Origin of the sequence: Flagellimonas sp., from assembly GCF_965222555.1 — a bacterium.
Taxonomy (GTDB): Bacteria; Bacteroidota; Bacteroidia; order Flavobacteriales; family Flavobacteriaceae; genus Flagellimonas.
Genome location: NZ_CBDCUG010000004.1, coordinates 443203 through 468576 on the forward strand (window position 1 = coordinate 443203; position 25374 = coordinate 468576).

Here is a 25374-nt window from a genome sequence, read left to right on the forward strand (position 1 = left end):
TTTTGGCGACAAAGATATTTATTCTTGTCGAGTTTTATAGTTTTCATTTTAAGCCCCTTTAAAATGAATTTTATTTACTGTAAAAGTTGCTTTGCATGGGCCAAGGCAGATTCTGATATAGATTTCCCTCCCAGCATTTCGGCAAGTTCGTTTATCCGTTCATCCGGATTCAATTTTCGCATTCGTGTACTTGTGCCGTGGGCGCTTTCCTCCTTAAAGACTTTAAACTGTTGTTTTCCCTTGGAAGCTACCTGCGGTAGGTGGGTAATGGAAAACACCTGCATGGTATTGCCCATTTGTTGCATAATCTCTCCCATTTTATTCGAAATCTCTCCTGAAACCCCAGTGTCAATCTCATCAAACATCATGGTAGGCAAATGCTCGTATGTTGCCAGAATGGATTTTATGGTCAACATGATCCTCGAAAGCTCCCCTCCTGAGGCCACTTTTTTCAATTCGCCATAGTCCGAACCCTTGTTGGCCGAAAAAAGAAAGCTCAAATCATCTTTTCCAGTAGATTTAAAATCAGAAGCAGGATTCAATCCTATCTTAAAACTGGCCGAAGGCATTCCAAGATCATGCAGACTTTCTTGTAGCATACTTTTCAATTTGGGAATTATTGAGTTTCTAGCATCGCTAATTTTGCTGGCCCAACCTGCCAATGATTTTTCCATTTTAGAAATCTCATCTTCCTTTTCCTTGATCTTGGATTCAATATTTTCAACCGTATCCACTTGTTCCGATAACTGGTCCCTCACAGCTATAAGTGCTGCGGCATTGGGGACTTGATGTTTCTTTTGTAGATTGTACAATAGTTGAAGCTTACTGTTGACCACTTCCAAGCGTTCTGGATTGGCTTCCACCCCATCTTTTAATCTTTCCAGTTCCGAAGTAATATCATCTACTTCAATAAAAACAGACTGTATCCGTTCATTCAAGGTATGGTACTCAGGACCAAATTCAGCCAAGTTTTGAAAAGCTCTTTTTAAATCTGCCAACTTGGTAAAAATGCCAAGCTGCTCATCATTCAACAGTTGATGTCCTTGAGACAAATGTTCCATGATCTGCTCCACATTGTTCAACTGCTCAAATTCAACCTCCAGCTCCTCTTGCATTCCTTCTTTTAACGCAGCTGCTTCCAATTCCTTCAGTAAAAAACTGTTATAATCATGTTCTTTATTGGAGCTTGCTTGAAAATCCAAAAGCTCTTGTAATTCTTTTGAAGCTTTTCTATATGCAGATAAATGGGTACGATAGATCTTTAAATTTTCATTATTGCCCGCCAAAGCATCCAGCACTTTTAATTGGAAGTCGTTTTCAGTCATTTGCAACGTTTGATGCTGCGAATGCACATCGATCAATTGACTTCCAAGTCCTTTTAAAACATCCAATGTTACCGGCGAATCGTTTACAAAGGCTCTTGACTTTCCGCTGGGAAGAATTTCACGCCTGATGATGGTGCTATCTTCATAATCTAAGTCATTGGATTCAAAAAAACTATTGATCTTGTATTTTGAAATTCCAAATTCCGCTTCTATAATACATTTTTGATCCTTGTTTTTAAGCGAAGATAAATCGGCACGCTTACCCAAGACCAGGGAAAGGCCGCCCAATAAAATTGATTTTCCGGCACCTGTTTCGCCAGTAATGGTGGTAAAACCATCAGAAAACGAAACGTTTACATCATCAATTAACGCGTAATTCTGGATTGAAAGATTTGTTAGCAATACTGAAGATTTTCTCCGTAAAGATAAATCTCTTTGAAGAAATGGGCTAGTATTTTATCTGACTCCATGTACTGGAGTAAAATGGAGCCACCCGGTTTAGGGTTTCCTTGAGTTTTACGATATCGACCTTAGGTCCATCCGAAAAGATATTTTGTATTTCTTCTGACTTGGCATCAAAGAAAGTCTGTATCAAAAATGCATTGGGTCTGCGCTTGATCAATGTCTCGAACAATCGCATGCTCCCAGCAATAACCTGTTTTCCCGTACTGTTATTATCCCCAAGAATATCCAACCCCTTTCTGTGGTAGTTGTACATGGCTATGCGATATTCCCTAAAGGAATTGCTCAAAAGGTTATCCACCAGTTCAAATCGGGTACGCTGCCCTGTTTCCTGGCTCCATCCAGAGAAATTGGTTCCTTGAGCCTGTGTCACAATATTCTGTGCTTTTCTATATAGGTCATCTCCTCCTTCCAGAGAGAATGTATCCGCATCCAGACCAAGAATGATATATACGTAGTATGTTATAACTCCCACCAGATTGGAGTCAAAAACATTTTCATTAAAAACCAAAGGTTGAAATTCCTGGTACCTAAAATTGAAGGCGTCATCCTTATAATTAAAAACCGGGCTTTCGTATGATGTATTAAAAACCGGTCGCGAAGATTGAATTTGGATATTGGCCTCAAAACGATCGGACTCATATTGGGTAACCGTAATAAACATTCGGGCGTTGACCCTTTCATTCTCTTTATACACCCTGTTGGTCCATTTGTTCTTGTTCACAAAATCGTTCAGGGAACGTTCCAAGGTTCTAAAAATCTGTTGATTGGTCTGACCTACCTGATCAGAGTTGACTGTAATGGTGCAGTTTAATTCCTGCGCAATAAAAGTTTGCGAAAACGCCAATAACAAGGTGAGCAATAAAATCTTACGCATGAATTCTGGAGATAATTTCTTTCCAAATGTCCAAGGCCACTTCGGGCTTTGTCTTCAATGCAAACGTTTTTATGTCCGAATTCTTATCAATAAAGGTAATTTTATTGGTGTTGGTCCCAAAACCTGCACCATCATCTTTTAAGGAATTAAGTACGATGGCATCAAGATTCTTGCGTTGCAGTTTCCCTTTGGCATTTTCCAATTCGTTTTCGGTCTCCAAGGCAAAACCGACCAAAAACTGTTTTTTCTTTGCCTCTCCCAATGAAAAAAGAATGTCAGGATTCCGTTCCAACGCAATGTGTAGGTCGCCATCTTTTTTCTTCATTTTTTCCTTGGCAACGTGCTTAGGACGATAATCGGCAACGGCAGCAGCACAGATGGCAATATCCATTTCCTTGTAATGTTGATGGCATACATCGTACATTTCTTGGGCCGATGTGACTCGAATCAACCTAATCGAATCATTCTCCACCTGTAGATTTGTAGGACCAGAAACCAAAATCACCTCAGCTCCCAAGTTTGCAGCACTTTTTGCCAGTTCAAATCCCATGGTCCCAGATGATCTATTCCCTAAAAACCGAACGGGGTCAATGGCTTCATGGGTTGGACCCGCAGTAATCAATACTTTCTTTCCATTTAATGGAAGTCCTTTCTTTAAATCCTCCTGAATAAACTCAATAATGGTCTCAGGTTCTGCCATTCTGCCCTCTCCATGCAAACCACTGGCCAGCTCTCCAGATTCAGCAGGAATCATAGTATTCCCAAAGGAACCTAATTTTTCAAAAGAAGCGGATGTTGATGAGTGCTTGTACATGTCCAAATCCATGGCCGGAGCATAATACACCGGGCATTTTGCCGATAGGTATGTTGCCAAAAGAAGGTTATCACAGGTGCCATGCGCCATTTTTGACAGCGTATTGGCGGTTGCAGGGGCAATGAGCATAATATCTGCCCACAATCCAAGTTCCACATGGTTGTTCCATGAAAGACTGCCATCTTCCTCGTTTACAAAATCAGTAAGTACCGGATTTTTTGAAAGTGTGGAAAGCGTAAGAGGAGAAACAAAAGAGCCGGCACTTTGGGTCATCACAATTTTGACCTTAGCACCAGCTTTTATCAATAGTCTAACCAGAAATGTGGTCTTATATGCGGCAATTCCCCCGGTAATGCCCAAAAGGATGTTTTTACCGCTAAGCATTTCTTAGGCGTCCTTCTCTGTGTTCCTGTAGTAAATTTTGTCTTCCAACCATTCCATAACAGCTAGAGCGTGTGGTTTTGGAAGTTTTTCGTAAAATTTGGAAACTTCTATCTGTTCTTTGTTTTCAAAGACTTCTTCCAAACTATCACTATACGTTGCAAACTCCTCCAACTTCTCCAACAATTCTTTCTTTATTTCAGAATTAATTTGAATTGCACGCTTGGAAGCAATGGAGATTGCTTCATATATATTATCTGTTTTCTCGTCAAATTCGTTTCTGTTGTGTGTAACAGTAGAAACGGGAGCTTTTGTATTCTTCAAATCTTGCATGTGCCTGCTTATTTAAACTATTATTTGGAGTTGGAATATGAACTTAATTCCTTCTGTATTTTTTCAGATAGGTTATCGGCCTTCTTTTTAAACTTTGTCTCTGGGTAATAACGCATTAAGTTATTGTACGCGCTTTGTGCATCTTCCAGACGTTCCTGTTTTTTGTTTTCGGTACTGTTAAGCGCTAAATTGGTAGCTGCTGCTATACGATAATACAATGCTTCTTCCCTGTAGATAGAACCAGGATTATCAGAAATAAAATTGTCCAATGCCGTAATTGCCGAAATCAAGATGGGATAATTGAACTCACCCAGTTTGTTGAACTGCTTGGCTATCTCTATTTGTTTTTTCTCTTTTTTTGACGTCAGCTCCTTGGCCATAGCATTGGCTTCGGCAAAATATTCCGATTCTGGATAGGTGTTGATGAATATCTGAAGCTTTGCCAACGCCTTGTCAGTATCAGTTTGGTCCAAAGAATACGCCGGAGAGAGCTTATAATAACTCTTTGCCCCTAAAAAACTGGCTTCTTGGACCTTATCACTTCTTGGGTATGATTTAATAAATCGTTCAAATTGATATCCAGCGAGATAATAGTCCTTCGACTTAAAGTAAGAATCGGCAAAAAAGAACATTACACGTTCACCCTGAGGTTTGCCAACATATTTGGGAGCAATTTGCTCAAAAAGCCTTTTTGCCCTCTTATAGTCCCCTTCTTTATAAAACTTCTCGGCCATATCATACTTGGCCTTAACATCTTCATTTTTAAGTACCTTTTGATACTCGCTACACGATGAAAGAAAGATTGCTGCTAAAAGTAAAGGGAGAATCGACCTCATTTTCAAAAACATTTTGCAAAATTAGTGATAATCAATGGATTTAAAAAATTGATTTACTCTCCAAAAATAACTGCATCAATAACCATTCGCCAAGGTTTTGGCGAACATTTAACGAACATTAGGCGTAAACTTGGTCAAATGATTTTAAAAAGTCGGAAATCTTATTTCTCAATTCAGGGGAAGCCTTCACCAATGGCAATCGCACTTCAGGGTTGCACAGTCCAAAATGGTCAAAAATACTTTTGATTCCAGCTGGATTCCCTTCCTGAAAAATAAGCTGCATGACGGGTAGAAGATCATGATGTATCTGATAAGCTTCCTCCGAATTGCCATTTTGACCCAAACCAATCATTTTGGAAAACGCACGAGGCAGTCCTTGTCCCAGAACCGAGATAACCCCGGACCCACCAGCCAAAACTGTTGGCAGTGCTGTAAAATCATCCCCCGAAATCATTAGAAAATCCTCTGGCTTCCCTTTAATGATCTCGTCTATTTGCACCATATCACCACATGCTTCCTTAATGGCCACGATATTGGAAAAATCGTGAGCCAAACGCAAGGTGGTTTCCGGCAACATATTACTTCCCGTCCTTGAAGGTACATTGTAAAGTACGATTGGTTTGGGAGAGGCATTTGAAATTGCCCTAAAATGTTGATAAATGCCTTCTTGAGTAGGCTTGTTATAACAAGGTGTTACAGATAAAATTGCATCAAAATCCGATAAGTCCAATGTAGAAAGTTCTTCAACAACGGCAGCTGTATTATTTCCCCCAACTCCCAATACCAAGGGTAATCTCCCGGCATTGGCTCTTATTACCACATCTATGACCAACTGTTTATCGGTTTTGGAGAGTGTTACGGATTCTCCAGTTGTCCCAAGAACAACAAGGTAATCAACCCCACCCTGAATACAATGCTCAACAATACGTTCCAATGCCTTAACATCAACAGAAAAATCATCATTGAACGGGGTAACCAACGCAACTCCCGTACCTACTAACTGTTCCATTACAATTCGTTTAAAACTTTTAAATACTTTTTCAACTCACTTTTAAAGACTTTAAAGTCTTTAAAAGATGTATTTAAGATCAGGTCATTTATTTTGGGGTCCAAAGCTCCAAAGCCAACTTTTAGTCTTGCCTGGGTCTTTACGGAGAGTAACTTCATCATTAAATTGTCTTCTTGATAATAATTGATGAGCATATCATATTCCCTACCCAAAAACTCCAAGACATATCCATTTTCTATGACTCCTTTCCAGCCCAAATCCTTGTCTGAAAAAATTTGGATGGCATAAGGTGAGTTTTTATCGTATTCCCTTTTATATCCAATTATTTTAATGGCATTGGGCCTAAGGGAAAAATCATCAATCAACTCGTAGAAAATTTCGGCATTCTCAAAATTGTCCACATCAACAATACAGCCAATACTGCTGATTCCTTTCTCTCTCTCAACGACCGTAGGAGGTTTTTTCATTTCCTCCTGCAAATATTTAAGACCTGATTTAACCTTAAATTTATCCTGGAGACCTTTTAGAAACATATTTTTTATGCATTTTTACAAAGGTAATTATTCTACCAAGATAGCTTAACAAAGATACTCACGTGAATAATTTAAAATACAAACAATTCGTTATATTTATAACTTTTTGTTTTTTGATGTCCTGCAAGCAGGAAAAAGGAAGCCTTTCGGAAATTGAAGGCCGGCAGATTCAAATAGACTCCACTTTACACACAGCGGATTCTATTTCCTCATTTATTAAACCCTTCAAGGATCGAATAAATGATGTGTTGGATAGCGCACTTGCCTATGCCCCAAAACCTTTGTTGTTGGAAGATAGTGAACACAACACCTCCATGGGGAATTTAATGGCTGATATCGTTCTATTGGAAACAGCACCGCTGTTTAGATCAAAGACCGGGAAGGAACTTGATTTTGTTGTGCTGAACAGAGGGGGCATCCGATCTATAATTTCCTCGGGCAATGTTACGGCTAGAAATGCATACGAGGTAATGCCATTTGAAAACTACATATCCGTTGTTGAACTGAATGGCACTGCCGTAAGAGAGCTTATCACATTCTTGATCACAGCTACGCGGCCCCACCCCATTGCGGGAATGCAAATTGTTATGGGTAAAAATGGTGGTTTGGAATCGGTTACGATTAACGGAATGCCATTTGATGAAAATCGAAATTATTTTGTGGCCACTTCTGACTACTTGGTTCAAGGCGGTCCCAGTATAGGTTTTTTTAATGAAATAGTTTCAACAACAGATACAGGTTATCTTATTCGGAATGCCATAATAGACCACTTTAAGAAAATAGATACTGTACAAGCTACTGTTGACAACAGATTTATACAACTCAAATAAATGAAAAGAAGGGATTTCATTGCAAATACTGCTGTATCTACCGCGTTAATAGGTCTTGGTGGATTAGGACTTAATTCCTGCTCCAATCGTAACAATACACATATTACCATTCTGCATACAAATGATGTGCACAGCCACATAGATCCTTTTCCAAATTCCCATTCCCATTATGCGAATCTTGGGGGTATTGCTCGAAGGGCAACTTTGGTGCAGCAGATACGAAACGAGAACCCAAACACTTTACTTTTTGATGCTGGGGATATTTTTCAAGGCACTCCTTATTTTAATTTTTATGGCGGGGAATTGGAATTCAAATTGATGAGCAAACTTAAATACGATGCGGCTACCATCGGAAACCATGATTTTGACAATGGAGTAGATGGTCTATTGGCACAAGTACCCCATGCCAAGTTTGAGCTGTTGTCTGCCAATTATGACTTTTCCAACACGGTGATGGATGGGTTTGTAAAACCCTATAAAATTTATATGGTCAACACTATAAAAATTGGCGTTTATGGAATCGGAATCAAACTGGATGGGTTGGTAGGTAAAAGACTTTACAAGGAAACCGAGTATCTAAACCCTTTTGAAATAGCTTTGGATATGGAACTTAGACTTAAGGAGGAAGAAAATTGTGACCTTATCATCTGTCTTTCCCATTTAGGGTATGATTACGAAGATCCGGAGCGGCCGTCAGATACACAATTGGCCGAACGCACCCTTCACACCAATTTGATTATTGGGGGGCACACCCATACGTTTTTGGATAAACCTGATATTCGCACAAACAAAAATGGAGATTCAGTATTGGTGAATCAAGTAGGGGCCTTTGGCCTCAATTTGGGTCGAATTGATTTTTATTTCGATGCATCTAAAAATACTTCTGCCAACGGAGTAAGCATTTCCGTTTAGCACAAGGTAAATCCTTCAATCCATACACAATTTAATACACATCCTACACCCCCTGAATGGGCATATGGGAATTTTCTTATCTTAAAGAGCATTCCATTTTGTTCAACAAGAGAAAATCAAAAGCGCCATGCCACAATTAGATTCAACCCTCTTCAATACCAGTGGTTCCCTAAAGTTCACCTTTGCTGGTTTCCCTGATGCCAAAATTTTGGAGAGCGAAACTTCATCCAAGTGGATACAACATCTGCTTTTTGGTGATTACATCACCCTTTTGGATACTGAAATAATCAATAATCGAGTTAGAGTGCATTCCAGGAATAAAACTGGCTGGATTTCAATTGACAATATTCAAAAGAATAGAACGCTCGAAATAAATTTTGTGGATATTGGTCAAGGTGACGGTTGTCATTTAATAACCCCGGACGACCAGCATTATTTTATAGATGCCGGTAAGGGAGACAATATGTACCGCTATCTGTATTGGCGTTTCAATCTGGATGAAAATGACAGTCTGCCCATGATGTTCAAAGCAATTGTGAGTCACCCAGATAATGACCACTATTTGGGTTTTGCTGATATTTTTGAAGAACCCGCAATTCAATTTGATATCATTTATCATAGTGGGATAGTACATAGACCTGTTGATAATACCAAAGGCTGGAATACGCAGCTTGGAAAAGTGGAGGAACTTTCTGATGGTGAGGATTATTTGTTATCTCTGGAGCTCACCGATGCGGCAATGAAATCGATATTGAACGATCCCCAAAATTCTGTTGGCACGGGATCTCAATATCCAGAGACCATGGCTTTAGCATTGTCCCAACAAAACCAACCCACTTTTACCGCTCTTAATAATCAAACAGGGTTTTTATTGGGTAACGGAGGTGCCAATGAATTTTCATTGAAGGTCATTGCCCCGATTTTAGAGCAAAAAGATGGAAACACGGTACTTCCATTTCTTAAAAACAATGGTAAGACCAAAAATGGCCATTCTGTTTTGCTGATGCTACACTACAAACATCTGCGCGTTATGTTGGGCGGAGACATTAATGAGGAAGCAGGAGAATACATTAATGGCAAACTAGGAGCCAATGCAAACACAGTACTCCAAGCGGATATTGCCAAAGCATGCCACCATGGAAGCCATCTGTTCAGTTATGAATTCTTGGAAAACATCAACGCTCTGGGCACGGTAATTTCAAGTGGTGATGACGAAAACTATAGCCATCCTCGTCCGGATACCCTTGGGGCCATTGGCAAGACCGGCTATAGTAAAAAACCTTTGATTTTCAGTACGGAACTAGCCAGGTCCAACAAGGATTTTTCCTCTACGACCATTCCCGAATTGGTTAAAAAATACCAAAGCTGGGAGAAGGCCAAAGTTGAATTTGAGGATTTTGAAAAAGATTTCGTAGACACTCCTGCCAATCAACAGGAGTTACAGGAACTCAAAGAAAAAATGGTCAAGAAGTACAAAGAAATCAACTCATATCTTACCCGTTATGGAATGATCAGCTTAAGAAGTGATGGCGATCAAATGATAGTAGCCCAAAAATTGGAAAGGGATTCAAGAAGCAGTAAGTATGACATTTACGAGTTTGCGTTTGATGCACAGGAACAACGCTTTGTTCGAAAATAAAAAACATTCTTTTTGTTAATTTTTTAACATTTTTTGTACATTGTGTGCTAATCTTAACTAAACACGACTATATGAAAGAAAAGATTTCTACCCCACAAACCCCTCCATTACCTATCTCACTCACCTTCTTTCTCACTCTATTTTTGGTTACTATTTCGTTTGGACAAAGCCAGTATAACTTGCCTGCGCCAATAAGCCAACTTACAGTGAATGAAAATGGAGATATTGCCTGTAACATTCATACCAATGATGCTATTGCGGTAGGGCATCATCAAATGGGAAGTGCAAAATCAGGACTTAAAATGAACGGAGCGCAAAAAGTAGCTTCATCATCCAAAAAAGCACCGAGTGGTGCCACAATTTTTGTCGACTATTATAATTTTGACCTTAGTTTTCCTGAAGAGGATTTCATCATTGCGGCAACCGCTTTTCAGTCCGCAGTGGACGCATGGGCAGCCAGTTTATCTTCTGATGTACCCATTTTTGTAGCTGCAGTTTTTCAGCCATTAGACCCTGGCGTGCTTGGTTCGGCAGGTCCAACCAGTGTATTTGCAAACGCTCCAGGATTGGAGCGTAATACATGGTATGGAAATGCACTTGCCGATAAACTTAGCGGAGAAGACCTTTCTCCTTTAAGCTATGATATTGTGGCTAATTTCAGTACAGTTTTCCCTAATTGGTATTACGGAACTGATGGGAATACACCTCCTGGCGATTTTGATTTTAAAACCGTTGTGCTGCATGAGCTAGGTCATGGCCTTGGATTCTTCGGATCTATGTTTGTTGATAATGCAAGCGGCATTGGAGACTACGGTTTTGGAATTCCAGACCCAATATACCCTGCAATCTACGATCGCCTGGCTAATTCTTCCGATGGAAAATCCATCTTAAAGGAAAATAGATATGGTAATTTCTCTACGGAGTTGGGTAACGTACTATTATCTGGTCCATTGACGGCTAAAGGACCAAGAATCAAGAAAGCTACTCAAGGAAAAGGAGCTCAATTGTTCACCATTCTTGATTCAGCAATCTTTGGGGACATTCCGGGTTTAACCGATGTTTGGCTACCAGGATCTAGTTATTCCCACCTTGATTTTGTGACCTATGCAGGTAGTCCTAACGGATTAATGGTACCTTTTTTGTCCAGAGGGCTCTCATTTTCAAGTCCTGACAACATCGTCCTTTCCATTTTTGATGACATGGGATGGAATGACAAGGTAAATAGAGAAGTCATGGAGGACAAAAGTAATAGTGGAGATGATGGTGATGATCCACTGGCAGAGTCTCAAAATGTGGTCTCACTTTATCCAAACCCCTTCATAAATGATGTCAACATTACACTTACCGAAGGTAGATCAATCAAAAAAGCATCGGTATCAGATTTCTCGGGAAGTCAATATTCAGTCCCAAAAGGAAAAATACGAGGTGGCAGTAATGCGACTATTGACCTTTCCAACTTTAGAGGTAGATCGGGGTTGTACTTTTTGCAGTTGACCTATGATGACAATACATCCGAAGTAGTAAAAATTTACAAGCGCTAATTCAAATAATCTTTACTTGTAAAGAGATGCCGAGCAATTGCTCGGCATTTTTTATGGGTTGATTATAAACTGAACCAATTGTTTCAGTTCCTCTTCCAAAGTTAATTTTGGGAATGACCTGCCCGCTTGCCTATACCAATACCCCGCATTCCAATCATCACCTTCTTTACGATGTAAATAAGCATGAATCCAACTCCCCATCTGTGTATGCAGTTCTTGAGCGATGTCATGCGAAGCATTCCAGTCTCCCTTGGCATCCCACCACAAAGCCTGTAAAGCCAAAGACCAATCATTCGGAGGACTTGAATCACTTAGTGTTTCCTGAAAAGTTTTATAATTCGTTGGTGTCATTTTACAAAATTATGGACGAAGCCAAGTATCCGGATTCAAATAGAACATTTTTTTCCATCCTTGTACTGCATCAGTATCTTTTAAATGTACATAAGGAAAAGGAGTGGTAATGGCATAATGCAAATGCGGAGGTTTACCTTGGGCATTTCCTGTATTGCCCACTGTCCCTATGGTTGAACCTCGTTTTATGGGTTTTAGTGGAAAAGTCTGGATTTCATCCAAATGGGCATAATAATGAAATCGCCATTTTGGTCCCAGCACCATTACGGACTTCCCTCCTTTACCACCCTCATAAGTATATACTACAATTCCATGGGTAGAAGCAATTACGGGAGTGCCTTTGTCCGCAAAAATATCAATCCCCTTGTGGGTCACCGAGCTTCCCCACGGATAGGCCCAAAATGATTTTTTATCCCAACTGCTGGTATTGGCCCTTTCAACGGGGATTATCATGGATTGGGGCCAAAGAAATCCTAATAAAAGAACGAGCAAGGGCAACCAAAACCATTTCTTAAAATATCGATAGCGAACCAAAAAGGCAAAGCTCGATAATAGCAAATACCAAAAACGTCTGGTTGTATTGGTAATCATGGTTACAGTTTGGCCATGAACTCTTGTTCCGAAATAATAGGCACCCCTAAATTTTCCGCTTTGGTTTTTTTACTGGGTCCCATTTTGTCACCAGCCACCAAAAAACTTGTTTTTGATGAAATGGAGGAAGCCACTTTGCCTCCATTGTCCTCTATCAATTTCTTCAATTCCGTACGTCCGATGGTTTCAAATACCCCTGAAACCACAAAGGTCTGCCCTTTTAATTTGTCAGATTGATTTTCCAATTGGGCCTCAGAAAGTGAAAATTGTAATCCGTAGGATTTTAGTCGTTCTACTGTTTCAACATTGGTCGGATTACCAAAAAACTGCACCACGCTTTCTGCAATCCGTTCCCCAATTTCATCAACAGAAACCAATTCTTCCTGCGAAGCAATCATTAAGGCATCAATATTTTTATAGGCCTTGGCCAATTTCTTTGCCACAGTTTCGCCTACATATCGTATTCCCAAAGCAAACAATACCCGTTCAAAAGGTATGGTTTTGGAAGCTGCGACTCCGTTTACCAGGTTTTCTGCCGATTTTTCAGCCATTCGTTCCAAAGGCATTACCTGTTCCTTGGTCAAAGTGTACAGATCCGCATAGTTCGTAATCAGCCCTTCTTTGAATAACAGCTCCACGGTTTCACTCCCCATACCTTCAATATCCATGGCTTTTCTGGAAATAAAATGTTGGATGCGTCCCGTGATTTGGGTTGGGCACCCGGTATCATTAGGACAAAAATGTTGTGCCTCACCTTCTTTCCGAATCAACTCAGTTTCGCATTCCGGGCAATGCGCAATGTATTTTGTAGGGGTTGAATCAGAAGGGCGTTTCGTAAAGTCAACGGCAATGATCTTGGGAATGATCTCCCCTCCTTTTTCCACAAAAACGGTATCACCTTCCCGAATATCCAGTTTTTCAATCTGATCTGCATTGTGCAGCGAAGCCCTTTTAACTGTAGTTCCCGCCAAGAGTACAGGTTCTAGATTGGCCACTGGAGTTATGGCCCCTGTGCGTCCAACTTGATACGTAATCTCATTCAAAACGGTTGAAACCTGTTCTGCCTTAAACTTATAGGCCATGGCCCATCGGGGTGCTTTGGCGGTATATCCCAATTCTTCCTGATATCGAAGGCTATTGACCTTAATGACCACTCCATCTGTCTCATAAGGTAAATCGTGTCTGTGCACATCCCAGTGTTCCACAAATTGCATCACCTCATCCGTGGTTTTACACAGTTTTGCGACCGTAGGGACTTTAAATCCCCATGCGCGGGCTTTGTCCAAGACTTCAAACTGCGAATTAATATTCAAGTTTTTTCCGGTGATGCTATACAGCAGACATTCCAAAGGGCGCTGGGCAACCAGAGCACTGTCCTGCAACTTTAAACTTCCAGAAGCCGTATTTCTAGGATTCATATATGGATCTTCCCCAGCTTCAATCCGTTCTTTGTTCATTTGGGCAAATCCCTCCAAAGTGAGGATAATTTCCCCCCGAATATCAAATTTGGGAGGGTAATCTCCGTGTAGTTGTAGAGGTACCGATTTTATGGTTTTGATATTGGTGGTTACATCATCACCTTGAAATCCATCCCCCCTAGTGACCGCACGCACCAATTTTCCATCTTCATACGTTAGGCTGATAGATGCTCCATCATACTTTAACTCGCAAGTGAATTCAACCGGGACATCTCCCAAAATACGTTGAATGCGTTTCTCCCAATCCTCCAGATCATCTTTGGAATAGGAATTGTCCAAGGAATACATACGATGCTCATGCTGTACGGTTTCAAAATTTTTGGTCACCGCTCCCCCAACACGAAGTGTTGGTGATGTGGCATCATAAAATTCTGGATTTTCCTCTTCCAGTTTTTGAAGTTCCTTGAGTTTTATGTCAAACTCATAATCAGAAATGGTGGGTTTGTCCAATACATAATAGTTGTAATTATGTTTTCGGAGTTCATCCCTTAAGGATGTTATTTTTTGTTGGATGGTCATGATTTTATTCCTTTAAGCATTCTATCGTTTCCAAAAAGGTCTTTGCGGAGTTCAATTTCCAAAAAATTATGCGCTTCTAAAAGTGCCTGGGTCTTATCTCCCAAATATTGGTTGATTTCAAAAAACAAACTTCCATTGGTTTTTAAATTATCCGAAGCGAATTTTGTGATGGCTTCATAAAATACCAATGCGTTATTATCTGGGACAAAGAGCGCTAAATCAGGTTCATAATCTCGCACATTCTTTTTCATTTCTGATTTTTCCAGCTCCCGAACATAGGGAGGATTGGACACGATAATATCGAATTTGGATTCTGGCTCAAATCCGGGGTCAAGAATATCTTTTTGAAGAAATGTGACATCCACTTCGTTCAATGCAGCATTCTGTTTCGCCACATCCAACGCTTTTTCAGAAACATCAACGGCATACACTTTTGCATTGGGAAGGTTTTTGGCCAATGCAATGGCAATACAACCGCTACCCGTTCCTATGTCCAAAATATTTAGGTCTCGACTGCTCCTTCGACTGCGCTCAGGATGACATTGTTCTCCCTGACAATAATCAAGAATCCATTGTACCAACTCTTCGGTTTCCGGTCTTGGAATGAGAACATGTTCATTAACTTGAAATTCTAAATCCATAAAATGGGCATTACTCAATATATATTGAATAGGTTTTTCCTGTTTAAGTTGGGCCAACGTTTCAAAAAGTGGTTGTTCCTCTTCTTTGGTAAGGGTCAAGTTAGGTTGCAGCACCAAAACAAACCGCTCCAGTTTTAAGTAATGTTCAATGGTCCAATAAAAAAAAGTATCAACTTCTTCCGTTGGGTAGATTCCGTCCAACTCTTTATGAAAAATAGTCTTGATTTCCCTTAGTAACAATGTTACAGTGTTTTAAGCATCCAAACTGGGCACGAATAATGTCCGGTATCGCCCATTGGGGCATCTATATATTCAAATCCGTTGTTCTGATATAATTTTTGGGCAGCTTTCATATAGGGCATGGTCTCCAGATAACATTTTTCAAATCCAAATTCCCTAGCTCTTTCAAGGCACACTGATATCAACTTTGTTCCAACTCCCTTCCCTCTAGCCTCAGACAACAAATACATTTTCTGAAGCTCACAAACATTTCCCTTATAATTATCCAATTGTGCAACCCCTGCACATCCAATAATCTTACCATTTTCCACCACAGCGTAATATGTAGCTTTAGGGAGGTTATACGTTCCATACATATCATCCAAAGCTTTATCAGCATAGGCCGTACCTACCTTTGGAACGCCCATTTCCAACAAAACCTCACGAATCAGTTTGGCAATCTGCCCATTGTCTTCGGGGGTGATTTCCCGAATTACAACTTGGTCCATATTGTATTTTATTATCCTATTTTTGTTGGGTGAAGATACATGAAAAATACATGTTGCGGTGCATTCAATTGGGCAAAAAAGGACTCGGGAACACCGCTCCGAATCCAATGGTGGGATGCGTAATAGTGTATCAGGAAAAAATTATCGGAGAAGACTATACAAGTCCATACGGAGGGAATCATGCCGAAGTAAATGCCATTGAATCGGTAGCTGACAAATCACTTTTATCAAAGTCAACCTTATATGTGACTTTGGAACCTTGTTCACACCACGGCAAAACCCCGCCTTGTTCCGATTTAATCATCAAACATAAAATTCCGGAAGTAGTTATTGGTCTTAAAGATCCGCATGATAAAGTAGCGGGTAATGGGATTAAAAAACTGGAAGCATCAGGTTGTAAGGTAAATGTTGGTGTTCTTGAAGATGAATGCCGAAGGCATCATAAACGTTTTTTGACCTTTCATGAAAAAAATCGACCCTACATTATATTAAAATGGGCCGAAACCCAGGATGGTTTTCTTGCCCCAAACAAATCGCAAAGAACTGAAAACCCACAACCTTTTTGGATTACCAACACCTACTCGAAGCAATTGGTACATCAATGGCGCGGTCAGGAACAGGCCATTTTGGTTGGAACTAACACTGTTTTAGAGGACAATCCCAAATTGACAACCAGAAATTGGAAGGGCAAAAATCCCATTAGAGTGGTTTTGGACAGTAGTTTGAAGATTCCGAAAGAATTTCATGTAATGGACGGCAGTGTAAAGACTATTGTACTCACTGAAGTAAAGGAGGAGTCAAAATACCTAGCTCATATTGATTACGAAGTAATCGATTTCTCAAAACCTTTGGCTTCCCAAATTTGTGCTGTCCTGCACAAGCATTCCGTAACCAGTATTTTGGTTGAGGGTGGCTCAAAGACCCTTCAAACTTTTGTTGATGAAGGTTTTTGGGATGAAGCTAGAATCTTTGTTGGAGCAACTACTTTTGAAAATGGGATTTTCGCGCCCAAGATTTCAGGTAAACTTTTAGAAACTACACCTATTTTATCAGACAACTTATCCATATTTGTACATGATTAAAAATATTATACTCGATTTTGGCGATATCTTCATTGATTTGGATAAACCAGCTACAGCTGAAGCCATGAAGAAATATGGCTTTACAAATCTGACCCCGGCTCTGGACAATCTGTTCAAAGAATATGAAAAGGGAACTGTCAGTTCTTCAAGCTTTTTAGATACGGTCTCCGTACATTTTCCAGAGGCACCCAATCAATATATAATAGATGCCTGGAATGCCATTTTAAAAGATTTTCCCGATAGCAGGCTAGAATTTGTAGAGGCATTGGCCAAAGAAAACAATTACCGTTTATTCCTGTTGAGCAATACCAATGACATACATATAGAATATGTAAAGCAACAAATGGGTATGGAAAAATTCAACCGGTTCAAAAACTCTTTTGAGGTATTTTACCTTTCCTATGAAATGGGGATGCGAAAACCCGATGTGGAAATCTTTGAATTTGTATTGCATACTGACAAGCTTGTTGCTTCCGAAACGCTGTTTGTGGATGATACAAAAGAAAACACGGATGCCGCGGCCAGCATAGGCATCAATGTGTGGAATCTCCAGGTTGGCAAGGAGGATATCACCCAATTAAAATCATACCTGTAGATGTTGTATTTAGTTTTAAGCGTTCTCTGTACAAGTCTGATCTTTGTAATCTTCAAACTTTTTGACACATATAAAGTCCAGACTTTATATGCCATCGTCGTTAATTATGTGGTTGCCTGCACTGTTGGCCTACTACTTTCCGAGGGCTCCTTCAATATTTATGAGACGATGGAAAAATCATGGTTTCCGGGAGCTATTGCTTTGGGAATGTTTTTTATTCTCGTTTTTAATTTAATGGCCAAGACTTCCCAAGTTGCAGGAGTTTCTGTTGCTTCTGTAGCTACAAAGATGTCATTGGTCATTCCTGTGGTTTTTGGGGTGATTCTTTATCAGGAAAGACTTTCGGGTCTTCAGATAGTGGGTATCTTTCTTGCGCTTGCAGCGGTTTATTTTGCCTCTATGAAGGAAAAAGGCGCATCACTCTCCAAAAAATCATTGATTCTCCCTTTATTGGTCTTTTTGGGTTCTGGAATCATAGATGCCAGCATCAAATATTTTGAAGCAAGCCATTTAAAACCTGAAGAGGTTTCCATTTTTTCTGCAATGCTTTTTGGGTTTGCGGCCATTTCGGGATTTTGTTTTATTGGAATAAAAGCGGTTAAAAAACCTTTAAAGGCAAATTTCAAGAATGTATTGGGCGGAATCTTTTTAGGGGTGCCCAATTACTTTTCCATTTTCTTTTTGTTAAAAGCACTTCAGCATGGCAAACTGGATAGTGCAGCTATCTTTACCCTTAATAATGTAGCCATTGTAATGCTTACCACACTTTTGGGCATTATTTTATTTAAGGAAAGAATGAGTCCAAAGAACTGGGGTGGAATAGCCCTAGCAGTTGTAAGCATCGTTCTTGTAGCTTTGTTTTAATGGAGGAAGATAGCTACAGAACCATAAAGGCACCTTCCGCAGAAATTCTATATAAGGATAGAAAAAGTAAATTCTACGGCTATGCTTTTCCCATTTCCTCGGAAGATGAAGTGAAACCCATTGTGGAAATATTGCGAAAGAAATACCATACCGCCAATCATGTATGCTATGCATGGCAATTGGGTGAAAAAAAATACACATACCGCGCCAATGATGATGGCGAGCCCAACAATTCGGCCGGCATGCCAATTTACGGGCAAATTCAATCTTTTAACGTTACCAATGTATTAGTGGCGGTTGTTCGAATCTTTGGAGGAACCAAGCTTGGCGTTGGAGGATTGATTCAAGCCTACAAAACAACGGCCCAAATGGCTCTGGAAAATTCAAACATTGTTGAAAGAATCATTGAGTCCCAGTTTCAATTATATTTTGGTTATCCAGAAATGGACAAGGTCATGAGAATCATCAAACAAAAAGGAATTTCCATAGTTTCACAGAAAATGGAGTTAAACTGTGAGCTGGTAATTTCGGTTCGTGAAAGTGAAGCAGAAAAAATTCTACAGCTGTTTAAAGAAATGCACGGGATTTCTATTCGGGAGCTTAACTAAAATCCAACCGCTCCAAAATACTATTGGGACATTTAATAGGCTTGTTGGTTTTCTTATCCATAAAAGCCAAAACTGTATTGGCCTCGACCAACAGTTCCTTTTCTTGGTTATAAATTTTGTAGTCAAACTCAATCTTTACCAGCGGAGGTTTTTTTATTTTGGTTTCAACTGTAAGTAGGTCATCGTACAAGGCGGATTTTTTATAATTTATCTGTAAGGAAATTACAGGGAGTATGATTCCATTTTCTTCCATGCTCTTATAGGTAATCCCCAAAGCCCTTAACCACTCTACTCTTCCCATCTCTAAGTATTGTGCGTAGTTGCCATGGTACACAATACCCATTTGGTCAGTTTCTCCATATCTGACCCTAAAAGAAAATGAATTTAATCGCATATATTAACTGAAAAATTATATATTTAAAGGCTTGGTTAACGTTAAGGAAACATGCGAAAAAAAAACAGAATATTCAACCACAAAATCATTTTTTTTTTCAAAGATTTGTTCACATATTTGTCGCATCCAATAGATGTCTAATTCCCCTTAGATATCTAGACCAAAAGCTTTAAAGCTAACCAACAAAAACTAAGGAGATTCTTTTATGAGTGTTACTGCAAATTCCGTATGGAACAACTGTTTGGCTTTTATCAAGGATAATATCCAACCGCAGGCATTCAAAACTTGGTTTGAACCTATTAAACCTATCAAGTTAACAGACAAAGCACTTAGCATTCAGGTTCCAAGTAAATTCTTTTACGAATGGTTGGAAGAGCATTATGTAAAGCTGTTAAAAGTAGCCCTCACCAAAGAATTGGGAACCAACGCAAAACTTATTTACATTATTAAGATGGAAAATAAGTATGGTAACAAGGAACCGTTTACGGAACAGATTCCAAGTGCTAATCGCACAGCGGTTGGACCACAGGAACTGGATGTACCTATTACCTCAAAAAGCCCGGAACTCAAGAATCCATTTGTGATTCCAGGCATTAGAAACATCAAGATTGAGTCACAACTCAATCCTAACTATAATTTTGAGAATTTCTTGGAAGGTGATTCCAACAGGTTGGCAAGGTCGGCGGGTATGGCCGTAGCCAATAAACCTGGTGGTACATCATTTAACCCATTATTGGTTTTTGGAGGTGTGGGTCTTGGTAAAACACATTTGGCTCATGCCATTGGTGTTGAGATCAAGGACAAGTACCCGGAAAAAACTGTGCTTTATATTTCAGCAGAGAAATTCACCCAACAGTATATTGAATCGGTTAAAAAGAATACGAGAAACGATTTCATTCATTTTTACCAATTAATTGATGTACTTATCATTGATGATGTACAATTTTTATCTGGTAAATCTGGAACGCAGGATGTATTCTTCCACATATTCAATCATTTGCACCAAAATGGAAAGCAAGTGATTCTCACATCGGACAAAGCGCCTGTAGATATGCAGGATATTGAACAACGTCTGCTGTCCCGTTTTAAATGGGGACTTTCCGCCGAGTTACAGAGTCCAGATTACGAGACCAGGGTTTCCATCCTAAAAAACAAATTGTACAGGGATGGGGTTGAAATGCCCGAGGACATTATTGACCACGTGGCCAAAAATATAAAAACCAACATCCGTGAGCTTGAGGGCGCTATAATATCATTGATTGCACAGTCCTCATTCAATAAACGTGAGGTGACTTTGGAATTGGCTCAACAGGTAGTTGAAAAGTTTGTAAAGAACACAAAACGAGAAGTTTCCATAGATTACATCCAAAAGGTTGTCTCCGACTATTTTGAAATGGATGTGGCCACCTTACAATCCAAAACCAGGAAAAGACACATTGTTCAGGCTAGGCAATTAGCTATGTTCTTTGCCAAAAAATTCACTAAAGCTTCACTTGCAAGCATTGGTTCGCAAATTGGCAAACGGGACCATGCTACGGTTTTACATGCCTGCAAAACTGTTGACAATCTTGCAGAAACGGATAAACAGTTCAGAAAATATATTGAGGACCTGAACAAAAAATTCTCCTAATTTCACCTCATGAAAACCAAAGTCTTGATGGTCTGCTTGGGCAACATTTGCAGATCACCTTTGGCCGAAGGTATTCTAACATCCAAAGTTGACCCCGCAAAAGTTTTTGTAGATTCAGCAGGGACAGCTGGTTATCATGTAGGTAATCCTCCGGATGAAAGGTCAATTGCCGTAGCCAAAAAATATGGCCTAGATATTAGCCATCAAAAATGCAGACGGTTTTCCGAGATTGACTTTGAAGCGTTTGATTATATCTATGCAATGGACGCCAGCAACTTTTCCAATATTATAAAACTTGCCAGAAGCAAGGAACAGGAACGGAAAGTAAAGCTTCTTTTGGATGAGGTAGATGTTGGTTTGAATGAAGTGCCCGATCCCTATTATGGTGGAGAAGATGGATTTGAAAAAGTATTTCAAATGGTCGATATTGCATGCGAAGCCATTGCTAAAAAATTGATGTGATTTAATGGAAGAAGCAAAACCAAGTCTAGTTTCAGGGAAAGTTTACCTCATTCCGACCACATTAGGAGATAATGCCCCTTTGGAAGTACTTCCCATTTCCATCAAAAGGGCCATTGAGAATATCGACCACTACATTGTGGAAAATGAAAAAACCGCACGGCGCTTTATCAAAAAAATAAGTCCAAGTAAGTCACAGCCTAATTTGCAGATTGAAACCTTGAACAAATTTACCGATTCAGCAGTTATTCCCTCCTATTTGGATCCTTGCATCTCTGGACATGATGTTGGAGTGCTTTCAGAAGCTGGCTGCCCCGGTATTGCCGATCCGGGTGCTGCTGTGGTCAAAGTTGCCCATGAAAAAAGAATTCAGGTGGTTCCATTGATAGGTCCCTCCTCCATTTTAATGGCAATGATGTCCAGTGGAATGAACGGGCAGAATTTTGCTTTCAATGGTTACTTACCTATTGATACTGCCGAAAGAAAGGCAATGATCAAAAGTTTGGAAAGACTTTCTAAAGAAAAGGGGCAATCCCAAATATTTATGGAAACCCCATATAGAAACGACAAACTTTTAAAGGAACTCACCAAAACCCTGCATAAAAGTACTCGGCTATGTATTGCTACGGATATTACACTGCCAACAGAGTTTATTCAAACAAAGAGTGTGCATGAGTGGAAGGAAATTGAAATAGACCTGAACAAACGGCCCACTATATTTATTCTGCAAGCATAAAAAAAGCCCAGAAAATATTCTGGGCCTCACAATCCAAATCGCGTAAATACTTATTTATACTTTTGCGTTTCTTTTCTGTTCAATTATGGAAATATCGAATCCGGCAAATTTTCGCATATAGTACGAGATATTGCTCCCATAAGCATCTGCCACATCATTCTTTCCATAAGAACGAAGATATTTTTTCACATTTCCGGCCCCTGCCAAATGCGCGGCGGCCAATATTCCTGATTCAGTAATCACAACTCCTCTAATCCGTTTTCCATTAAAACGTTTGATGTCTCTACGCAATATCCACTTGTTACGTGCAATATTGGTCTCAAAGGTTCTTTCTTGTAGAGCGGCATCATTCAGAAAATCTTTGGCATTATATACACCCATTAAATTCAAGGTGCCCAATCCAAACTGATACTTTCCAAGGTATCCCAAAGTATTCACTACATCATACCTTCCTTGCGACTCTTTAAAAGCCAAAGCCTCTTTAAAGCCGTTGTACGCATTCCCTAAAAAGGGAGGGTCAATTAACACATCTTTCAAGACATCAGCAGAGTCTTGTTTAACCAAAGCTTCAAAATTCAAATTTACCTTTAACGAATCAGGAACTTTAGAATCCACTTTTTTCGTCATGGTATATGAACCAAAACTTGTCAAAATTACAATCATGGCAAGATGTAAAATAAAACCTATCCATCTTTTCATAACTCTCATATTTAAGGTTCCAATACCTGATGGCATTGAAATTAAATTTGGCCGGCAAATATAGGGGGAGACTTTTTCTTTACAAGTATAAAGCTCATAAGATTTTCTTAAATGAGCCTTAAATTGCGTTAAACAGCTGAAAATTAACGGTAAAGTGTATTATCTGAGCACTTTTTTAGAATTAAGCCATCGGATATATTGCACCTTATTTCGGTTATGTTGTGCTAAGGTTTTGGCAAACATATGGTACCCAAAATTAGAAACATCGGCTACAAAATAGAGGTAATCGTGTTTTTCCGCATTCAAAACAGCTTCTATCGATGAAATATCTGGCATAGTAATCGGTCCAGGTGGAACACCCCTATATTTATAGGTATTATAAGGTGAATCCATTTCCAAATCCCTATACAATACTCGTTTAATTATAGTATCATAATTGCCTGTTTCCTTTTTGATGGCATAAATAACTGTAGGATCTGCCTGCAACAATATACCTTTTCTAATTCTATTTAAATAGACTCCAGCCACCCTAGGTTTCTCCTCTGCTTTTACCGTTTCTTTTTGTACTACAGCAGCCAAGGCTATGGTTTGAGCTGGTGAGAGGTTTAATTTTTTTGCTTTTTGCAAACGGTCTTCGTTCCAATATCTACTGTACTCCTTGAGCATGCGATCTCTAAAGCCTTGTGCACTGGTATTCCAAAAGAATTCATAGGTGTTGGGAAGATACATTCCCAGTTTTGTGTCGTCATCGAAGCCAGATTCCTTGAGAAATGCCGCATCATTGAACGTGCTTAATAGCGATACACTATCAGCTTCAATCTGTTGGGCTATTCTACCTGCCAACAGCGGCAAGGATTCTTGGTTATTGAATGAAACTTTGACCGGAATGTTATTGCTTCGTAGGGAATTAATGATCTCATTATTGTTCATCCCCTTCTTTATCCCAAATTTTCCTCCCTTTATATTGGTTATATAACCTTTCCGCTCAGCAACAGATTCAAAGGTGGACAAATTCTTTACCAAAGGCTCCAAACTGTTCTTTACATCAGAAAAAGTGGCATCCGAAGCTATATAAACAAATGCTTCATCATTGTTGAATTTTGTATTGGGACTAAAAATGGCACCATAAATTTGATAAGCAACAAAACCACAAATCAAAAGTCCTAAAACCGCGGTCGCCCAAAGTACTTTCTTAAGATGCATTGGAATTTATTTTTTGAAACATCAATTCATTTTTGAAACCACTATTGGTTCTTATCCATTCTTTTTTGACTCCTATTTTCTCAAAGCCCAATTTTTCGAACAAATGGATACTGGCCTTGTTCTCCTCCAAAATATTTGCGTACAATTGATGAAGATCCAAGGTAGAAAAAGCATAATCACATACTAGCGAAATAGCCTCTGCCCCTATTCCTTTATTCCTATCGTTGGTTTTGGCAACAACAATACCCATTCCAGCTCTTCTATGTTTAGGGTCAAAGTCAAAAAGGTCAATCAAACCTATGCAATTATCGTCTTTATTGCAGATACAAAGTCGTAACTGTTTTACATCATAAATATCGCGGTGCGCATTCTCTAGGTAAAGTCTGAGCACCTTTTTTGAGTAAGGTCTTAGGGTACCACTGATTTCCCAAATGGAAGTGTCATTCTCCAATTGGTACAAAAAATCCAAATCCTCCGGCTCCAGAGCTCGCAAATAAACTTGTTTCCCTTTTAAGTTCAGCATTCAATCTCTCCTTTATATACTTGTTTAGCAGGACCTTTTAAAAAAATGTTGGTGTATGTCCCATTTTGCTGTTCAAAACTGATGGTCAAATCACCTCCCACAGCATTGATTTTTACATTTTTGGATGTGGTCTTCCCTTCTTTGTGCATTGCAATGGCAACGGCCGTAACCCCGGTTCCACAGGATAATGTCTCATCTTCAACCCCTCGTTCATAGGTACGAACATTGAACGTATCACCATGAGATTGTTCTACAAAGTTGATGTTGCTCCCCGATTTTCCATAGAGCCCATACCTCAGTTTGGCACCTTCCGTCTTTACATCCAACCCGCCCAGATTTCCCACAAGCTGCACATGGTGGGGAGATCCTGTGTCCAAGAAACTATAGGCCGATTTTTCTTTGATTTCACTTACATCGCTCATTTTCAAATTCACTATGTCGCCTTCCAAAGTTGCATAATGCAATCCGTCAATCGCATTAAAGGTGGTTTCTCCATCAATTATACCCAAGTAATTCGCAAAAGCTACAGCGCATCTTCCTCCATTGCCACACATGCTCTGGCTTCCATCAGAATTAAAATACTCCATCTTAAAATCTGAAGCAAGGTCATTTTCCAAAAGAATAAGCCCATCGCCACCAATGCCAAAGCGTCTATCACAGAGTTTTGTAATCAACGTAATATCACTTTTTGGAAAAAACCCTTGGCGATTGTCAATCATCACAAAATCATTTCCCGTACCTTGATATTTATAAAATTGTAGTACCATAATTGCCTGCAAAG

The 25374-nt window shown here is 39.6% G+C and carries 28 protein-coding genes; 11 read left to right on the forward strand and 17 right to left on the reverse strand.

Going from position 1 to position 25374, the window contains the following annotated elements; genetic code table 11:
- Positions 1-74: 74 nt before the first annotated feature.
- From recN to ACOQO1_RS06460, 7 genes are all read right to left on the reverse strand, one after another.
- Positions 75-1727, reverse strand: a complete 1653-nt coding sequence (recN, locus tag ACOQO1_RS06430) for a DNA repair protein RecN (protein ID WP_420602042.1) — start codon at positions 1725-1727, stop codon at positions 75-77.
- Positions 1728-1773: 46 nt separating this feature from the next.
- Positions 1774-2664: a DUF4835 family protein gene (locus ACOQO1_RS06435; protein WP_420602043.1), complete on the reverse strand. Its 891-nt coding sequence runs from the start codon at positions 2662-2664 to the stop codon at positions 1774-1776.
- Positions 2657-3862, reverse strand: coding sequence for a bifunctional phosphopantothenoylcysteine decarboxylase/phosphopantothenate--cysteine ligase CoaBC (gene coaBC / locus ACOQO1_RS06440; RefSeq protein ID WP_420602044.1), 1206 nt, complete (start codon positions 3860-3862; stop codon positions 2657-2659). Before coaBC ends, ACOQO1_RS06435 begins: the two co-directional genes overlap by 8 nt.
- A 3-nt stretch (positions 3863-3865) precedes the next feature.
- Positions 3866-4192: a DNA-directed RNA polymerase subunit omega gene (locus ACOQO1_RS06445; RefSeq protein WP_097046104.1), complete on the reverse strand. Its 327-nt coding sequence runs from the start codon at positions 4190-4192 to the stop codon at positions 3866-3868.
- A 20-nt stretch (positions 4193-4212) separates the two neighbouring features.
- Positions 4213-5040, reverse strand: coding sequence for an outer membrane protein assembly factor BamD (locus tag ACOQO1_RS06450; RefSeq protein WP_420602045.1), 828 nt, complete (start codon positions 5038-5040; stop codon positions 4213-4215).
- 106 nt (positions 5041-5146) lie between these two features.
- Positions 5147-6037, reverse strand: a complete 891-nt coding sequence (gene dapA, locus ACOQO1_RS06455; protein ID WP_420602046.1) for a 4-hydroxy-tetrahydrodipicolinate synthase — start codon at positions 6035-6037, stop codon at positions 5147-5149.
- Positions 6037-6570 (reverse strand): DUF6913 domain-containing protein, encoded by a 534-nt coding sequence (locus ACOQO1_RS06460; RefSeq protein ID WP_420602047.1) that lies wholly within the window; start codon positions 6568-6570, stop codon positions 6037-6039. Before ACOQO1_RS06460 ends, dapA begins: the two co-directional genes overlap by 1 nt.
- A gap of 116 nt (positions 6571-6686) precedes the next feature.
- On the opposite strand from ACOQO1_RS06460, the gene ACOQO1_RS06465 reads away from it, so the two are divergent.
- The 4 genes from ACOQO1_RS06465 (at position 6687) to ACOQO1_RS06480 (ending at position 11492) form a co-directional block, all read left to right on the forward strand.
- On the forward strand, positions 6687-7400 hold the full coding sequence (locus ACOQO1_RS06465; protein WP_420602048.1) for a 5'-nucleotidase C-terminal domain-containing protein: 714 nt from the start codon (positions 6687-6689) through the stop codon (positions 7398-7400).
- On the forward strand, positions 7401-8312 hold the full coding sequence (locus ACOQO1_RS06470; RefSeq protein ID WP_420602049.1) for a metallophosphatase: 912 nt from the start codon (positions 7401-7403) through the stop codon (positions 8310-8312).
- Between the two features lie 127 nt (positions 8313-8439).
- Positions 8440-9951 (forward strand): ComEC/Rec2 family competence protein, encoded by a 1512-nt coding sequence (locus ACOQO1_RS06475; RefSeq protein ID WP_420602050.1) that lies wholly within the window; start codon positions 8440-8442, stop codon positions 9949-9951.
- A 71-nt stretch (positions 9952-10022) separates the two neighbouring features.
- Positions 10023-11492, forward strand: a complete 1470-nt coding sequence (locus tag ACOQO1_RS06480) for a T9SS type A sorting domain-containing protein (RefSeq protein ID WP_420602051.1) — start codon at positions 10023-10025, stop codon at positions 11490-11492.
- Positions 11493-11543: 51 nt separating this feature from the next.
- Here the strand turns inward: ACOQO1_RS06480 and ACOQO1_RS06485 are convergent, their stop codons facing one another.
- Genes ACOQO1_RS06485 through ACOQO1_RS06505 form a run of 5 tightly spaced genes read right to left on the reverse strand, consistent with a single transcriptional unit; the run spans position 11544 to position 15800 of the window.
- Positions 11544-11843, reverse strand: a complete 300-nt coding sequence (locus ACOQO1_RS06485) for a hypothetical protein (protein ID WP_420602052.1) — start codon at positions 11841-11843, stop codon at positions 11544-11546.
- A gap of 9 nt (positions 11844-11852) precedes the next feature.
- Entirely contained in the window at positions 11853-12434 is a 582-nt protein-coding gene (locus tag ACOQO1_RS06490) for a M23 family metallopeptidase (RefSeq protein ID WP_420602053.1), read from the reverse strand.
- 2 nt (positions 12435-12436) lie between these two features.
- Complete coding sequence (ligA, locus tag ACOQO1_RS06495; protein ID WP_420602054.1) at positions 12437-14431, reverse strand: NAD-dependent DNA ligase LigA; 1995 nt, start codon at positions 14429-14431, stop codon at positions 12437-12439.
- Positions 14428-15312, reverse strand: a complete 885-nt coding sequence (gene prmC / locus ACOQO1_RS06500; protein WP_420602055.1) for a peptide chain release factor N(5)-glutamine methyltransferase — start codon at positions 15310-15312, stop codon at positions 14428-14430. The genes ligA and prmC overlap by 4 nt, the downstream gene beginning before the upstream one ends.
- A 2-nt stretch (positions 15313-15314) precedes the next feature.
- Positions 15315-15800 (reverse strand): GNAT family N-acetyltransferase, encoded by a 486-nt coding sequence (locus tag ACOQO1_RS06505; RefSeq protein ID WP_420602056.1) that lies wholly within the window; start codon positions 15798-15800, stop codon positions 15315-15317.
- A gap of 29 nt (positions 15801-15829) precedes the next feature.
- Between ACOQO1_RS06505 and ribD the strand changes: the two genes are divergently transcribed.
- Genes ribD through ACOQO1_RS06525 form a run of 4 tightly spaced genes read left to right on the forward strand, consistent with a single transcriptional unit; the run spans position 15830 to position 18949 of the window.
- Positions 15830-16882 (forward strand): bifunctional diaminohydroxyphosphoribosylaminopyrimidine deaminase/5-amino-6-(5-phosphoribosylamino)uracil reductase RibD, encoded by a 1053-nt coding sequence (gene ribD, locus ACOQO1_RS06510; protein WP_420602057.1) that lies wholly within the window; start codon positions 15830-15832, stop codon positions 16880-16882.
- A complete protein-coding gene (locus tag ACOQO1_RS06515; protein WP_420602058.1) occupies positions 16875-17477 on the forward strand; it encodes an HAD family hydrolase in 603 nt (200 codons plus the stop codon). Before ribD ends, ACOQO1_RS06515 begins: the two co-directional genes overlap by 8 nt.
- Positions 17478-18341 carry an EamA family transporter gene (locus ACOQO1_RS06520; protein ID WP_420602059.1) on the forward strand — a complete coding sequence of 288 codons (864 nt, stop codon included), beginning with the start codon at positions 17478-17480 and terminating at the stop codon, positions 18339-18341.
- Positions 18341-18949, forward strand: coding sequence for an IMPACT family protein (locus tag ACOQO1_RS06525; protein ID WP_420602060.1), 609 nt, complete (start codon positions 18341-18343; stop codon positions 18947-18949). Before ACOQO1_RS06520 ends, ACOQO1_RS06525 begins: the two co-directional genes overlap by 1 nt.
- Here the strand turns inward: ACOQO1_RS06525 and ACOQO1_RS06530 are convergent.
- Positions 18942-19343: an acyl-CoA thioesterase gene (locus ACOQO1_RS06530; RefSeq protein ID WP_420602061.1), complete on the reverse strand. Its 402-nt coding sequence runs from the start codon at positions 19341-19343 to the stop codon at positions 18942-18944. The two genes, ACOQO1_RS06525 and ACOQO1_RS06530, sit on opposite strands and share 8 nt — an antisense overlap.
- Positions 19344-19548: 205 nt before the next feature.
- Between ACOQO1_RS06530 and dnaA the strand changes: the two genes are divergently transcribed.
- The 3 genes from dnaA to ACOQO1_RS06545 are packed head-to-tail and all read left to right on the forward strand — an operon-like array spanning position 19549 to position 22168.
- Positions 19549-20973, forward strand: coding sequence for a chromosomal replication initiator protein DnaA (dnaA, locus tag ACOQO1_RS06535; protein WP_420602062.1), 1425 nt, complete (start codon positions 19549-19551; stop codon positions 20971-20973).
- A 9-nt stretch (positions 20974-20982) separates the two neighbouring features.
- Positions 20983-21435 carry a low molecular weight protein-tyrosine-phosphatase gene (locus ACOQO1_RS06540; RefSeq protein WP_420602063.1) on the forward strand — a complete coding sequence of 151 codons (453 nt, stop codon included), beginning with the start codon at positions 20983-20985 and terminating at the stop codon, positions 21433-21435.
- A gap of 4 nt (positions 21436-21439) precedes the next feature.
- Positions 21440-22168 carry an SAM-dependent methyltransferase gene (locus ACOQO1_RS06545; protein WP_420602064.1) on the forward strand — a complete coding sequence of 243 codons (729 nt, stop codon included), beginning with the start codon at positions 21440-21442 and terminating at the stop codon, positions 22166-22168.
- A gap of 54 nt (positions 22169-22222) precedes the next feature.
- Here ACOQO1_RS06545 and ACOQO1_RS06550 read toward each other — a convergent pair whose 3' ends face one another.
- The 4 genes from ACOQO1_RS06550 to dapF form a co-directional block, all read right to left on the reverse strand.
- A complete protein-coding gene (locus ACOQO1_RS06550; RefSeq protein ID WP_420602065.1) occupies positions 22223-22867 on the reverse strand; it encodes a hypothetical protein in 645 nt (214 codons plus the stop codon).
- 159 nt (positions 22868-23026) lie between these two features.
- The gene (mltG, locus tag ACOQO1_RS06555) at positions 23027-24070 is read right to left on the reverse strand and encodes an endolytic transglycosylase MltG (RefSeq protein ID WP_420602066.1); all 1044 of its coding nucleotides are present in this window, start codon (positions 24068-24070) and stop codon (positions 23027-23029) included.
- On the reverse strand, positions 24060-24593 hold the full coding sequence (locus tag ACOQO1_RS06560; RefSeq protein ID WP_420602067.1) for a GNAT family N-acetyltransferase: 534 nt from the start codon (positions 24591-24593) through the stop codon (positions 24060-24062). Before ACOQO1_RS06560 ends, mltG begins: the two co-directional genes overlap by 11 nt.
- Positions 24587-25360: a diaminopimelate epimerase gene (gene dapF, locus ACOQO1_RS06565; RefSeq protein WP_420602068.1), complete on the reverse strand. Its 774-nt coding sequence runs from the start codon at positions 25358-25360 to the stop codon at positions 24587-24589. Before dapF ends, ACOQO1_RS06560 begins: the two co-directional genes overlap by 7 nt.
- Positions 25361-25374: the final 14 nt, after the last annotated feature.